The organism is Paenibacillus harenae DSM 16969 (assembly GCF_000422465.1).
Taxonomy (GTDB): domain Bacteria; phylum Bacillota; class Bacilli; order Paenibacillales; family Paenibacillaceae; genus Pristimantibacillus; species Pristimantibacillus harenae.
The window spans coordinates 294,555-308,962 of record NZ_KE383844.1; the positions used below are offsets into that span (position 1 = coordinate 294,555).

General features: G+C 53.5%; 14 protein-coding genes. 4 read left to right on the forward strand and 10 right to left on the reverse strand.

Translation table 11 applies throughout. The features are described 5' to 3' along the window. Window positions 1-19 precede the first annotated feature (19 nt). On the reverse strand, window positions 20-1,348 hold the full coding sequence (locus H581_RS35370; RefSeq protein ID WP_342663450.1) for an amidase domain-containing protein: 1,329 nt from the start codon (window positions 1,346-1,348) through the stop codon (window positions 20-22). Window positions 1,349-1,606: 258 nt separating this feature from the next. Here H581_RS35370 and acnA point away from each other — a divergent pair, with 258 nt between their 5' ends. Beyond that, window positions 1,607-4,324, forward strand: coding sequence for an aconitate hydratase AcnA (gene acnA / locus H581_RS0125375; RefSeq protein ID WP_028612442.1), 2,718 nt, complete (start codon window positions 1,607-1,609; stop codon window positions 4,322-4,324). Between the two features lie 198 nt (window positions 4,325-4,522). On the opposite strand, the gene H581_RS0125380 is transcribed toward acnA, so the two are convergent. Next, on the reverse strand, window positions 4,523-5,266 hold the full coding sequence (locus tag H581_RS0125380) for an IclR family transcriptional regulator (RefSeq protein ID WP_028612443.1): 744 nt from the start codon (window positions 5,264-5,266) through the stop codon (window positions 4,523-4,525). 218 nt (window positions 5,267-5,484) lie between these two features. Between H581_RS0125380 and H581_RS0125385 the strand changes: the two genes are divergently transcribed. Beyond that, window positions 5,485-6,537, forward strand: a complete 1,053-nt coding sequence (locus tag H581_RS0125385) for an alpha/beta hydrolase (protein ID WP_028612444.1) — start codon at window positions 5,485-5,487, stop codon at window positions 6,535-6,537. Window positions 6,538-6,757: 220 nt separating this feature from the next. Further along, entirely contained in the window at window positions 6,758-7,849 is a 1,092-nt protein-coding gene (locus tag H581_RS0125390; RefSeq protein WP_028612445.1) for a Fe-Mn family superoxide dismutase, read from the forward strand. 55 nt (window positions 7,850-7,904) lie between these two features. Here H581_RS0125390 and folE read toward each other — a convergent pair whose 3' ends face one another. The 7 genes from folE to H581_RS0125425 all read right to left on the reverse strand — a co-directional run bounded on the left by folE (window position 7,905) and on the right by H581_RS0125425 (window position 12,206). Then, a complete protein-coding gene (folE, locus tag H581_RS0125395) occupies window positions 7,905-8,498 on the reverse strand; it encodes a GTP cyclohydrolase I FolE (RefSeq protein ID WP_028612446.1) in 594 nt (197 codons plus the stop codon). 39 nt (window positions 8,499-8,537) lie between these two features. After that, complete coding sequence (locus H581_RS0125400; protein ID WP_028612447.1) at window positions 8,538-8,759, reverse strand: YneF family protein; 222 nt, start codon at window positions 8,757-8,759, stop codon at window positions 8,538-8,540. Between the two features lie 127 nt (window positions 8,760-8,886). Next, on the reverse strand, window positions 8,887-10,071 hold the full coding sequence (gene queG, locus H581_RS35375) for a tRNA epoxyqueuosine(34) reductase QueG (RefSeq protein WP_036720064.1): 1,185 nt from the start codon (window positions 10,069-10,071) through the stop codon (window positions 8,887-8,889). A 2-nt stretch (window positions 10,072-10,073) separates the two neighbouring features. Further along, on the reverse strand, window positions 10,074-10,508 hold the full coding sequence (gene rnhA / locus H581_RS0125410; protein WP_028612448.1) for a ribonuclease HI: 435 nt from the start codon (window positions 10,506-10,508) through the stop codon (window positions 10,074-10,076). Beyond that, a complete protein-coding gene (lepB, locus tag H581_RS0125415; protein WP_245600150.1) occupies window positions 10,505-11,113 on the reverse strand; it encodes a signal peptidase I in 609 nt (202 codons plus the stop codon). Before lepB ends, rnhA begins: the two co-directional genes overlap by 4 nt. Window positions 11,114-11,115: 2 nt before the next feature. After that, complete coding sequence (locus H581_RS0125420; RefSeq protein WP_028612450.1) at window positions 11,116-11,673, reverse strand: DUF402 domain-containing protein; 558 nt, start codon at window positions 11,671-11,673, stop codon at window positions 11,116-11,118. 110 nt (window positions 11,674-11,783) lie between these two features. Further along, window positions 11,784-12,206 (reverse strand): GNAT family N-acetyltransferase, encoded by a 423-nt coding sequence (locus H581_RS0125425; protein WP_028612451.1) that lies wholly within the window; start codon window positions 12,204-12,206, stop codon window positions 11,784-11,786. 358 nt (window positions 12,207-12,564) lie between these two features. On the opposite strand from H581_RS0125425, the gene H581_RS0125430 reads away from it, so the two are divergent. Then, window positions 12,565-13,176: a superoxide dismutase gene (locus tag H581_RS0125430; RefSeq protein ID WP_028612452.1), complete on the forward strand. Its 612-nt coding sequence runs from the start codon at window positions 12,565-12,567 to the stop codon at window positions 13,174-13,176. Window positions 13,177-13,242: 66 nt separating this feature from the next. Here the strand turns inward: H581_RS0125430 and H581_RS0125435 are convergent, their stop codons facing one another. After that, window positions 13,243-13,917, reverse strand: a complete 675-nt coding sequence (locus H581_RS0125435) for a YqjF family protein (protein ID WP_211231510.1) — start codon at window positions 13,915-13,917, stop codon at window positions 13,243-13,245. Between the last annotated feature and the right edge of the window lie 491 nt (window positions 13,918-14,408).

Sequence of the window (14,408 nt, forward strand, 5' to 3'; positions counted from 1 at the left end):
TATCCTCCGGTACGTTAAGTTATAAAAGATCAGCAATATGAAAAAAACGATATTTCGTCTGTTCCGTCCATGCGTATGAATCACGATAATCCCAATACCGATGTCTGCTGGACACGGTATTTGCATTCACGAGCGGCATGCCGAACGAGTCAAAAGCGGTTACGATCGTACTGTGCTGAAAACGCGAGTCGCCATTCCAATCGTAAGTGATAACGTCGCCAAGCTGCAGCTCATCCGCGGAACGCACCGTCTCCGCCCGCAAGCCGGAGCTTCTTCGCGCAGTCAAATAGTTGGTCAGCGCATTCGACACTGCCCAGCTGTAGCTCCACCATTCGCTGCCTTTGTTGCGGCCTTTATACCACCAGCCCGATTCTCTCTTACCAGTATAGTTCATCGGAGCATTGCCTGCAAAGATGCATTGCGACACGTAATGGGTGCAATTCACCTCAAATAGCTCATATGCCGGGTTTGCTTCGTTCCACCAGCGGTCCGCATAGGCCGCAGCCAAATCTCTCCTGTACCGAATACCCGACGGACGGTGTTTGAATTGCGGTAATAGGTCATAATTTAAGTATGGTGTTGACGGTGAAGTAATATCGCCAAACAGCTCCGAGTAGTCATCGACTGTCATCCAATTGCCGTCGGTCGATGATCCGAAGCGGGGCCTGCGCTCCGCAATTAGCGGTTCAACCCGAAGAACGTCCCAGACGCCTCCCGACTGTCCAAGCCAAAGGCGCTCAAATTCGGACCGTTCCTCCATGTAATAGCGGCCTGACTGCTCCATCCTTCTTTTGATATGAAGCCGAATAAGCACGGATACTTCGTTTGCCGATTCATTCACGCGAACAAGTTCCGCTTTGGTCTCGCTTCCTGCCGGCAGCGCGCCTCTAAGCAAATCGCGCTCGCGAAGGCGCTCAAGCCTGATGCGGAGACGGTCGCAATGCTCCCGGTCCGTCACATAATCGGTCAGCACGGAGGCATGCTGATTGGTTTCGGCCTGGTTGTACAGGCTTACGTAACGATGAACCGCCGTTTTCCAACCCGGCTGATTGCCCTGCTGCCGATACTGGTCGTAATCCGACGAGCGAAGCAGTGAATTTAGCCTTGACTGCGGCTGACGGACAGATTCCGTTATAGTGCCTAACCGCAGCCGCTCCGGCCCTTTCGGCGCAGCATCCTTACTTGCGCTCTGCCGGTCTTCCTTCCTGGCGGACTGCAGCGGCTGCTTTGGCGAAATATGCACCGCAGCCTTCTGCATCGGCTTTCTCTGAGTCGTTAAAGGCTTAGACGGCGCTTGGTTACGCTTTTGAACCTGACTGCCCGGTCCCCGGTTACCCGTTCGCGGCATCGCAATCCCTCCCTCTGGCTTATGGTGCGGAAATAGATAAGCCGTGTGGTTAACACAGAATAACTGCTTCATTATATGAAGCCGCCCTCCGTTTCATGTAATATTCGTCGCTTTCGTTTTCAATGAATTTACATGATCATTGGGCCATAATTGGTCTTTACGTAACCGCCTTTTTAACGATATACTATAAGTATAGCGATTTTGAAATTGTGTTTCACAGGATGAAACACAAATTATATTCAAAAGAGGAGAATGACGATGTCTACACAAAATCATTATTCGGTTCGCACAACGCTGGAAGCAGGCGGCAAGTCGTTTGCTTACTACCGTCTAGGCGGGCTGGAGGAACAGGGGCTCGGCGACATTTCGAAGCTGCCTTTTTCCATCAAAGTATTGCTTGAGGCTGCCATTCGCCAATTCGACGGCCGTGCCATTACCCCTGAACATGTGAAGCAGCTGGCTACTTGGGCTGACGGACGCGAAGATAAAGAGATTCCTTTCATTCCAGCCCGTATCGTTTTGCAGGATTTCACCGGCGTACCTGTTGTCGTTGACCTTGCGGCTATGCGCGACACGGTTAAACGTGCAGGCGGCGACCCTAAGAAAATCAACCCGCTCGTTCCGGTTGACCTTGTTATCGACCACTCGGTTATGGTCGACGCATTCGGTACGCCAGATGCGCTTGAGTACAACACGAAGGTTGAGTTCGAGCGTAACGAAGAACGTTACCGTTTCCTCCGCTGGGCTCAAACGGCGTTCGATAACTTCCGCGCGGTTCCGCCGGGAACAGGTATCGTTCACCAGGTTAACCTTGAGTATCTGGCATCCGTTGCCGCTACCAAAACCATCGACGGCGAAACCGTCGTATATCCGGATTCCCTCGTCGGTACGGACTCCCATACTACCATGATCAACGGTCTTGGCGTTGTCGGTTGGGGCGTTGGCGGTATCGAGGCGGAAGCGGGCATGCTTGGACAGCCTCTATACTTCGTTATGCCTGAGGTTATCGGCTTCAAGCTGACCGGCAAACTGGCGGAAGGCTCCACGGCGACTGACCTGGCGCTTACCGTTACTCAAATTTTGCGCAAAAAAGGCGTGGTCGGAAAATTCGTTGAATTCTACGGTCCCGGCCTTTCCAACATCAGCCTTGCAGACCGTGCAACGGTTGCGAACATGGCACCGGAATACGGCGCCACAATCGGTTTCTTCCCGGTCGATAACGAGACGCTCAACTACCTGCGCCAAACCGGCCGCGAAGAAGAGCAAATCGCGCTTGTTGACGCTTATTACAAGGCACAGGGCATGTTCCGTACGGACGAGACGCCGGATCCGGTATTCTCCGATGTGATCGAGCTTGATCTTTCGACAGTCGTTCCTTCCCTGGCAGGTCCGAAGCGTCCGCAGGACCGCGTTGAGCTGACGGAGATGAAAGAATCGTTCAACAACATCATCCGCACGCCGATCGACAAAGGCGGCTATGGCCTGAGCGACGAGAAAATCGGGCAAATGGTCGAAGTGAAGCATAATGACGGCCAATTGAGCAGCATGGGGACGGGCGCTGTCGTTATCGCCGCGATCACAAGCTGCACGAACACGTCTAACCCAAGCGTAATGGTTGGCGCAGGTCTCGTGGCGAAGAAAGCGGTAGAGCTTGGCCTGAAGAAGCCGGCTTATGTCAAAAGCTCCCTGACGCCGGGCTCGCTCGTCGTTACGGAATATTTGACCAAAGCGAACCTCATCGAGCCGCTTGAAGCGCTCGGCTTCCACGTTGCCGGCTACGGCTGCGCGACTTGTATCGGTAACTCCGGTCCGCTTCCTGACGAAGTAAGCAAGGCGATCGCGGACAACGACATGACCGTCTCCGCCGTCCTTTCCGGCAACCGGAACTTCGAAGGCCGCGTTCACGCGCAGGTCAAAGCGAACTACCTGGCTTCGCCGCCGCTTGTTATCGCTTATGCGCTGGCCGGCACGACGAACATTGATTTAACGACGGAACCAATCGGTTATACAGAAGATAATAAAGCCGTCTATCTGAAGGACATCTGGCCGACTTCGAAGGAAGTTAACGATGCCATGACGGCGGCTCTTAACCCGCAAATGTTCCGTGACAAATACGAGAATGTATTTACGCAGAACGAGCGTTGGAACGCGATCTCGGTGCCGGAAGGCGAAAGCTATGAGTGGGATGAGAAATCGACTTACATTCAAAACCCGCCGTTCTTCGAAAACCTCGGCTCCGAGCTCGACGATATTTCCGATATCCAATCGGCAAGCGTGCTTGCATTGATGGGCGATTCCGTTACGACGGACCATATCTCCCCTGCAGGCAACATTACCGTGAACAGCCCTGGCGGCCAATACCTGATCGAGAACGGCGTCGAACGCAAAGACTTCAACTCCTACGGCTCCCGCCGCGGTAACCACGAAGTCATGATGCGCGGGACGTTCGCGAACATCCGTATCCGCAACCAGGTGGCTCCGGGCACGGAAGGCGGCGTAACGACTTACCTGCCTACCGATGAAGTGATGTCGATCTACGACGCATCGATGAAATATCAACAAGAAGGCAAGAACCTCGTCGTTATTGCCGGCAAAGAGTACGGTACGGGAAGCTCCCGCGACTGGGCGGCTAAAGGAACGTACCTGCTGGGCGTCAAAGCCGTTATCGCGGAAAGCTTCGAGCGTATTCACCGCTCCAATCTCGTGGGCATGGGCGTATTGCCGCTCCAGTTCACGGATGGCCAAAGCTGGAAGACGCTTAACATTACCGGCCGCGAGACGTTCGATATCTCCGGTTTGTCCAATGATGTCACGCCAGGCTCGCAAGTTACCGTCAAAGCGACGCGCGAAGACGGCACAAGCTTCGATTTCCCGGCTATCGTGCGTCTGGACTCGATGGTTGACGTCGACTACTACCGCAACGGCGGCATCCTGCAGACGGTGCTTCGCCAAATGATCGCAAACATGCAGAAATAGGCTTCAAAACAAGCAGAAACGGCGGTGGCGTCCTTCCGGGGACGCCGCCGTTTACTCTTTTCTGAAGCAACGCATGAAGCAAGCTCACCCTAAAATCGGTATCGAAGTGAAATATAAGCTTTGTTATAAGCGCTAAACATATAAATTTATATATTGCAAAAAAAAGCAGGCCCAAGGAATTCCTTGGGTCCGCTTTTTCTATAGAATCATGATCCCCATCCGCTTGGCCGATTCCATCATGACCGGCGCGTAATCCGTCATCGTCTGTATCGTTAGCCGGCTCGCCGGACCGGATACGGACAGCGCTGCAGCAATTTTACCGGTACGGTCGAAGATCGGCGCCGATAAGGCAGCCGCTCCGGGCTCCCGTTCTTCGAAGCTGGTCGCATAGCCGTTCTCGCAAATCTCCGCCAGCTGCTGCTTGTACATATCGAGATCAATCGTATTCAACCAAGCCGGGTTTTCAAAAATGCTTTGCTGGACGGCCGGCTCTGCATAAGCGATAAGCACCTTGCTGGACGCGCCAGCATATAACGGCAGCCTGGCGCCTACCGGAGCGACCCGTCTAACCGGCTGATTGCTCTGCACGGCTTGAATGCGAATCCGCTCGATGCCGTCTCTGACATAAATGCTGACCGTTTCTCCCAGCTGATCGCGCAGCCGCCCCATCTCCGGCAGCCAGATCGTTGCCTGGTCATCCGTTCGTGACAGGTTGGCGGACAGCTCCCACACTTTGAGGCCCAGATGATAGCGGTCCGTCGACCGGTCGCGCTCGATGAAGCCCTTCTCTTCGAGTGTTGCAAGCATGCGGTGAACCGTGCTCTTGTGCAAGCCGACATGTTCGGCAATTTCAGTCATGGCCCAGTCCGTCTTCGCAGTAAAGCATAGCAATATATCAAGCGCCCGATCCACTGCCCGAACCGTCGATTTCCCTTCCTCCATGCAGCCGCACCTCTTTCGATTAAAGGTTTCATCCAATGAAACCGATTCTCATTCAGTATAACCCATTGCTTCCTGCAACGTAAAGAAAAGTTACTTACATTACAGGATCATTACAATCGATTAACATTTAATCGACATCAATTGACAGGCCTATAGAACCGGTACTACGATAAAAGTACTACAAATGATAAGCGCTTACACCTCAAGGAGATGACGACATGAGCTCAACGACGATGACACCTATGGAAGGCGGATTTCCGCAAAGCCTTCAGCCATTTCCCATATCTGGAAGCGACAACCGCTTTGCCCTTCGAAAGACGAGAAGCCGGGGGAAACATCTGTTGGTCGCGTCGGTCGCATCCCTTACGGCGATGTGCCTGCTTGCGGTCGTTATTTTTCATGGGTACGTCGCTTGGATGCTTGCTTATCCGTTCGTCGCTCCGCTCGCCTCCAATCCGAAGGCCGCTATAGGCGTGGACTATGAAGACGTCATCTTCCCCAGCAAGAGCGGCGATACGACGGTAAGCGGCTGGTTTATTCCGGCGGATGCCGGTACGAGCCAGCCTGCTGCGGGATCTGCGCGCACCGTCGTGTTCAGCCACGGATATGGAGCGAATCGCGAAGAAGCTTGGGTGCCGATGTATGAGCTTTCGAAGATGCTGCACGGCTTAAACTACAATATATTGCTGTTTGACTACGGATACGCCTCCAAGCAGTATAAGGCGCCGGCCACCGGCGGCCTCGAGGAAGCGCAGCAGCTGCTGGCCGCAGTTGACTACGCCAAGTCCCGCGGCGCCGAAGATATCGTCGTATGGGGATTCTCCATGGGTGCCGGAACAGCTCTGCAGGCAGCTCTGCAGACCGATGAGATTGATGCCATGATTCTGGACAGTTTGTTTATTCCGAGCCCTGAGGCGCTTTTTGATAATTTAAATCAATTCATACAGCTGCCGCGCTTCTCTCTGCCGTTAATCCAATCGTTGATCCCGCTTTGGACGGGAAAGGGCTTCGGTTCCATTCCGGCTGATGAGGTCATCTCGAACGTGTACGATATTCCCATGTTCGTGATGCACGGCACGAAGGATGTGAAGGCGCCCTACCAGACAGCTGAAGCCGTTGCCGACGGCCAAGGGAATATCCTCTCCCGCATGTGGATCGTAGAGGAAGGGGAGCACGAGATGCTGTTCCGGGCTCATCCAGGCGAATACATTCAACGCGCGGCGGTATTTCTGAGTCAAGTCGATCAGCAGCTGCAGGCGGAGAAAGCTTAATACCCCAGAAAGCTGAATGCCCCCAAACGAGCTTGTGACCTCCTAGTGAAGGCACAAGCTCGTTTTTTGTCCGTTTTTTTCGCTTTTAGCCATTCCAATGGAAGCCGGTTCCTGCTATATTTTCATTTTCATCCTCATTTCTAAAAGGCGACATAAGCCCGGGCGGCCGCGAATACATCTAGCATAGATGCACATGTTGCGACCCAAGGAGGCGAAGGCCGTGCTTTTTGTTTACGGAACGCTCATGCCTGTTCGTGTGATGGAGTTAATCCGCCATTGGAAAATGCAAGAGAAGGAGCATACTGCCGTTATTTTGCAGGCTGCTCCTGAATTAGATCGGCAATATGTCCAGCTGCTTCAATCCTGGGAACCGGTATTCTCCCATACAGCTCACTACGCTGCGCAATGGCTCGATGAATGGCTGCCTTACTCCTATCGTTTGCCTCCGCAAATCGATCAAACCGTAGATTCCCTTATCGAGGCCGCGGCCGAGCAATCCCGTACCTATGTGGATCAGCTCACGCAGCTGATTGAACGGACTACTCCGCCTTCCGGTATCTCGAATATCCGAACGGTCATCGCCCACTCTATCCGGGAGTCCAATTATTATCTGGGCTTGATGAGCGCTTACCGTCAGGGCGCGATAAACCAGGCAAGCTTCGATCACCCGCGGTCCACGGTTCAGCAAGTGCCGATCGGCGGGCATACGCTTCCTCCGCTTCCTTATGCTTACGACGCGCTTGAGCCTTACATTGATGAGGAAACGATGAGAATTCATCACGATGTCCACCATCAATCGTACGTGGACGGTCTGAACAAGGCGGAGAAGGAGCTTCAGCAAGCGCGAGCCTCCGGCAATTTCGATCTCGTGAAGCATTGGGAGCGCGAGCTTGCTTTTAACGGCGCGGGACACTATTTGCACACGCTGTTCTGGAGCACGATGTCGCCATACGGCGGCGGAGAGGCGACAGGCACGATCGGCCATCAGATTACGAACGACTTCGGCAGCTACGCTGCGTTCAAGAAGCAGTTCAGCGAGGCAGCCGCCAAGGTGGAGGGCAGCGGATGGGCCATTCTCGTATGGAGCCCTCGCAGCCGGCGGCTTGAAATACTAACCGCGGAGAAGCACCAGAACTTATCGCAATGGGACGTTATTCCGCTGCTTCCGCTCGATGTATGGGAGCACGCCTACTACTTAAAGCATCAGAGCAAGCGGCCCGAATATATAGCCGACTGGTGGAACGTCGTCAACTGGCCGTACGTTAACGACCGTTTCGAGGAAGCCCGCAATCTCGTCTGGTTGCCGTATTGAGGCGGCCAACGGCAAAAAAACCGGCAGGAGCGGGCTCCTGCCGGTTTTTACCATATTATTGCTTCAACAAAGCCAAAAACTCTGAGCGAAGCGCGGAGCTGCTGCGGAATTCGCCGCGTACGCCGGACGTGACCGTTTTGCTGCCCGGCTTCTTCACGCCGCGGGCGCACATGCACAGATGTTCGCCTTCCACGACGACCATTACGCCGTGAGGCTGCAGCTCTTGTTCCATAATGTCCGCGATTTGCGAAGTAATGCGTTCCTGTACCTGCAAGCGCCTCGTGACCGCCTCTACCAGTCTGGCCAGTTTGCTGAGCCCCGCGATTTTGCCGCTCGGGATATAGCCGATATGCACCTTGCCGAAGAATGGCGCCATATGATGCTCGCATTGGCTGTAATAGACGATATCTTTGACGATGACGAGCTCCTCGTGCTTCTCGTCGAACGTAACCCCAAGCACCTCGCGCGGATCTACTTCATACCCCGCGAAAATCTCCTCATACATGCGGGTTACTCGGGCTGGTGTCTCAAGCAGTCCCTCGCGTTCCACATCCTCCCCAACGAGCTTTAAAATCTCTTTAATATGGTACTCGATCTGTTCGCGGTTGCTTATTACCTTCGAGTTGACATAATCCTTCCTTCCCGCCATTCCTGAACTCCCCTTCCGGCCCCACTTACCCATTCCTTCTTATTTGCGAGGAAATTTTTGATTTTTCATCATGTGCTGCGCCTTCTGCATTTGCTGCTTATTCAGATTATAGCCCATCTGCTTCGCCATCTTCTGAATCATTTCCGGATTGCTCTGCATCTTCTCAAGCTGCTTCCGCAAATAGAATACGCCTGCAAAAAATCCCCCTGCCGCACCGACAATTAACGTTACGATAGGGACTACAATGTTAACCCATGACATAAATGCCACCTAATCCTTTCCAAGCTCCTGCTGTATATAATGTTCCCATGATAGCATGTTCGCCTTCCGTTCGCAATGAGCGGATTATAGACCTTTTGCGCATACTCTTTCCGCCGCGGAACGCTGCTCAAACATCCATAGGGCCTGACTCCGTCCGCTCACTCTTTTCCCCTTCGCCGCCGATCCTCTCCAGCGCTTCCTCAATCGCGGCCAACGCTTCCGCATCGGTCTCTGTCCCGGCTGCGCGGCGAAGCGCCGCCTCCGCCTGCTCTCCGCCGATCCTGGATAACGACCATGCAGCCGTTCCGCGAAGCACCGCTCTCGTATCCTGCTCAAGCACCTTAATGAGGTCCGGCACCGCGCTTTCCTCCTTGAAATTGCCAAGCGCGATAACCGCATTGCGCTGAATCGGTTTCTTGCCGCGCCACGCCGAGGAGGTATGGCCGTATCTCGCTTTGAACTCTTTGTTGCCGATCGTCAGCAGCGGGATAAGCAGCGGCTTAACAAGCTCCGGTTCCGGCTGCAGCTCCGGCTGATGCGTCCAGTTCCTGCCCCGGTTCACCGGGCAGACGATCTGACAGGTATCGCAGCCGTACAGCCGGTTGCCGATCTTCCGCATGAACTCGTCGGTCAGCATCCCCTTCGTCTGCGTAAGGAAGGAGACGCACCGGCTTGCATTTAATTGCCCCGGACCGACCAACGCATCCGTCGGGCACGCGTCTATGCATTTCGTACAAGAACCGCAGCCCTCGGTAATCGGCTCGTCCGGCTCAAGCGGCAGGTTCGTAATCATTTCGCCCAGATAGATCCACGAGCCCAGCTTCGGCGACAGGATCGAGCAGTTCTTGGCGCTCCAGCCAATTCCTGCCCGCTCCGCGACCGCGCGGTCCGACAAAGCGCCGGTATCGACCATGCTTTCCGCCCGAAGCTCTGGAACGCGCTCGCGAAGCCATGCCTCCAGCTTCGCAAGCCGGTCCCGCAGGACGCGATGGTAATCGTCGCCCCAAGCCGAACGGGACATGATGCCGCGCCTGGCCCCCGGCTCCGACTTCGGCGGGTTCGCAAGCTTCGACGGATAGGCGACGGCTATGGCGATAATCGACTGCGGGTTATCGAATAGTAGAGCGGGATTCGTCCTCTTCTCCAGATCGGGCTCCTCGAAGCCCGACTCCCTCCCGAGCTCACGGTGCCGGATCAGCACCTGCTTCAAGCTCGTGAACGGATCCGCGGAAGCGATTCCGATTTGGTCGATACCAAGGCTTGGCGCCGCTTGAATCATCTCCCGCTTCAGCTTCGTCCACCGGTCTGTCATCGCTATAACCTTCTGATCGCTTCGCGGGCCAGCTCGTCGCAGCGATTATTCCACTCGTTGTCGCTGTGGCCTTTGACCTTCACGTATTCAACCTTATGCTTGCCCATAAGCGCCCACAGCTCCTTCCACAGCTCCTGATTCTCGACCGGGTCCTTCTTGCTGTTCTTCCAGCCGTTGCGCAGCCAGCCGTGAATCCATCCCTTCTGAAAGCAGTTCACGACATAAGCCGAATCGCTGTACACCTTCACCTGACAAGGCTCTTTCAGAAGTTTCAGCCCTTCAATAACAGCCTGGATCTCCATGCGATTGTTCGTCGTATGCTTCTCTCCGCCCGAAATTTCCTTCTGGTGGGGACCGAAGAACAATATTGCCCCCCAGCCGCCCGGTCCCGGATTGCCCGAGCAGGCGCCGTCCGTATAGATCATTACTTCTTTCATAACGCTTTTATCTCCTTATATGGCCATAAAATATAATCCGCTCTTCCGCGGATCAGCTTCGCCGGCACTGCCCGAAATGACCTGCTGTCCAGACTTGCGCGCGCATGGCGGTTATCGCCCATCACGAAGTAATGGCCTTCGCTTATGACTTCCGGCCCATAACTCATGTCCTCAATTAAAGTATCCGTATAGGGCTCGTCCGCCGGCTCTCCGTTCCGGTACAAGCGCTGATTATGAATTTCAATCCGGTCTCCCGGAACGCCGACCACCCTTTTGACAAGAAACTTCTTCTCCTTGCCGCTCGTGTTCGGCTCTGTCAGAATAACGACATCCCCAAGCTTCGGCTTTCCGACCAGATAAACGAATTTATTGACAAAGAGCCACTCATCCTCCAATAACGTCGGCTCCATAGAGTGACCCTCGACCGTCGACAAGTTAAACACAAAAAAATGCAAAACCATCACGACCGCAAAAGCGATCGCCAGCGTTTTCAGCCAATCAAACAGCTCTGTCCGCCATTCCGACCGGTTATGAAGCGATTCCGCCGCAGCCGCCCGGTCCATGCCTGCCAGTTCCGTGTCCAGCTCACTATCCCGCTCCAACAATGTTATTCTTCCCCCTCGCCCGTCTGCTTCAGCCATTCCTCGTAATAACGGTTCGCAACGTGATCCTGAAAAGGCGGCCGCCCATCGTCAATCCGCGCCAGAAGCGCATCCAGTCCCTCCCGAACTTTATCAACCACTACCTTCGGATAATGATAGGCCGCTTTATGCATCTCATACTCATCCCGGTCAACGACAAATCTTTCGCCGCCCGCCGTGCGGATCACATCCAAGTCATAATCGATATAAGTCAGGACGTTTCCTTGCAAATAAGGCGGCGAAGCCACATTGCAATAATAACGGATGCCGCCCTCCTCCAGCAGCGCAACGATATTGTACCATTGGCCAGGTATAAAAAAGGAGACCGCCGGAACCCGGCTGATCCATACTTTACCGTCGGATTCCAAAATCGGCGTTTGACGATTGATGAGAATGGTCATCGACTCCGCCTTGTGCTGGGGTGCGAGCAGCTCGTCCGGAACAAGCCAATTCTGCTGCCAGGTACGGTGGATATGCCCGTTATGTTTGAAGCTTTTGATAACGCAATGCCGGTAAAGTTCCATCCCGTTCTCCTCATTTAAGCATATATTAATAAGAAAAGCATATCTCACCGCCAAAATCAATGACGGTGCAGATATGCCCTGCGTTCAATCTTCATGCAGTAAAGTTCGCGTTAACCAGTTACAATGGCCAGTTTCTGAAAGGACCGGAAAAAATCGTTCGAAGCGAAACCAAGCGATTCATACAACGGCAGAACCGGCTCATTATGCTCATCCGCGGTAATTAGTATCTTTGTGACATGACGCTGCTCGAAGCGCTGGCGCAATGCCTGAACGAGCGCTTTGCCTATCCCTTTCCGTTGATGGAGGTGCGATACGGCAATACGGTAATAATAACCTTTGTTATTATCAATCGTACCGATAATCATGCCGACCATTTCCGAATGTTCGACAGCGACTAATACCAAATCGCTATCCCATGACAATTGGCGGGCAAAAGCTTCCATCGTTTGTTCGTAGCACTCTTCTGTAAGAACTTCCTCTAGCAGTGCTGTAATTGGTCGATAATCGGACAACTGGAAGGAACGAACATTCATTAAATTTACACCTTCTATACCATGTCATAGTACTGCATATAAATTATATTACGACAAATTTTAACGAAATCCTGCTTAAATCTTTAAAATTCCTTAAAAATTTGAAAGAAATCGCCGATTATCTCTTGAAAACGCTTAATATTAAGCGCTTACATCAATTTCATTCTTCTTTTTTGTAAATTTATAATTAGCGCTTTTCCTTTTTTGCATAATTCATGCAGCATGGTGTTACCCTATTAGAGTTGAGAAGCTTGGTCTTGGTGAGGAACCGACTTTTGAAACAATAATGTTGATTTATTCGATCGGATAAGAGATAATGGTGTTGAATGAACTACATAATTTTAGGAGGTTGTATACAATGGCACATCAACTACCCGCTTTGCCTTACGCGCACAACGCACTTGAGCCGCATATCGATGCGACTACGATGGAAATTCACCACGGCCGTCACCATAACGCTTACGTAACGAACCTTAACGCAGCTCTGGAGTCCGCTCCTGAATTGCAAAGCAAATCGATCGAAGATTTGATCGGCGATCTGGCAAGCGTACCTGAGGCTATCCGTACTGCGGTTCGCAACAACGGCGGCGGACACGCTAACCACAGCCTGTTCTGGGAAACGATCGGGCCAAACGCAGGCGGCGCTCCAACCGGCGCTCTTGCAGCGGCAATCGAGAGCGAGCTTGGCGGCTTCGAAGCTTTCAAAGCTGACTTCGCTAAAGCGGCAGCAACTCGTTTCGGCAGCGGCTGGGCTTTCCTGGCGGTAGCGAACGGCAAATTGAAAGTTTACAGCTTGCCTAATCAAGACAGCCCGATCATGGAAGGCGAAACGCCAATCCTCGGTCTGGACGTTTGGGAGCACGCTTATTACCTGAACTACCAGAACAAGCGCCCTGACTACATCGCTGCGTTCTGGAACGTAGTGAACTGGGCTGAAGTTGGTAAACGTTACGAAGCAGCAGCGAAGTAATAGGTTTGCAGGAAGACGCTGTTCCCTAAGGGGCAGCGTCTTTTATTTGTTTTAGTGCGGTGTCCTTTACGTTCGGATGAGCGGCCAGATGCGGACCTCCAGCTTTTTGGCAACATGCAGCACAGGCTGGCCGCTCTCAACCGGAACACCGTTTGCGTCCAGCATTGAATTAAGTCTGAATTCCGCTTCTGCGCGCTGCAGCGGCCAAGGCCGATGCATAATATCGCAGCGAAACGGCACCCCCGCCCTGTTCAACGCATACAAGCAATACCGCTCGGTCAGCCATTCGTCGAATGACCCTTTAACAGCAAGAAACGGCTCTGAGATCGGCCTGTAGCGGCACGATAACCGGGCTTCTGCGACGCTTCGCCTGCGGGAGTCATACGCGATGAAATCCCCTGCTTGCTTCACCTGTATCTCTGCCTGCACATAAGGCAAGTGATAGAACATTTTGGCCATCTTCACCGCAAGCCAGTTGGTCGCATCCAGACTGAAGAAGTAGACGCCCGGCTTATCGTCTATCGTTACGTACGTCCTTACGTTAAGCTCGGGGAATCGGTCAGTCCCCGGAATAGGCGGCAGCCCTCGCAGTCGAATACCCGTCATATGGAACGGGACAACGCTCACCCACCCCATCCCGTCAAAGGAATCCAAAGGAAGCGCATCCGGCACTGTGTTTCGTAAGTTCTCGAGCTTAACCGGATAATGGGCAAAAAGCAGATCGTTCCACGTCTGCTTCATCAGCCACGGCAATTTGGGCAACGGCCACGGACGGTGGCTTGCGTCCCAGGAATCTATGGTTTCTTGGTTATGGTTATGGTCGTGCACCGGCAGTCCGCCTCTCTTATCAAGTCGTTTTGGATATTTCACGAAACTTCCAGTCGGCAATCTACCATTATCCTAATTTTACCCATTTATCCAAGATTGAAGCAGCTTTTCACCGCTCCTTTGCAAACTTCCGAACACCGGGTAGGCAGATGCCGCATACGATACAGCAGGATAATCGCCTAATTTGTTTCGCGAAGGAGACTGAGTGCTTGCATGGAGCATACTTATGCTAACGGGCAACAATACTACACGGTCCCGCAGCAAAAAGCCGCCGGAAGCGATTGCGGCTGCGGCGGGCCGCGCATGATCACGCAGATGCCAGGGGGGTCGGGCGGTCCAGGGCCGGGGCCAGGACCGGGGTCGTTCCCACCGGGGCCGGGGCCATTCCCGCCGGGGCCGGGGCC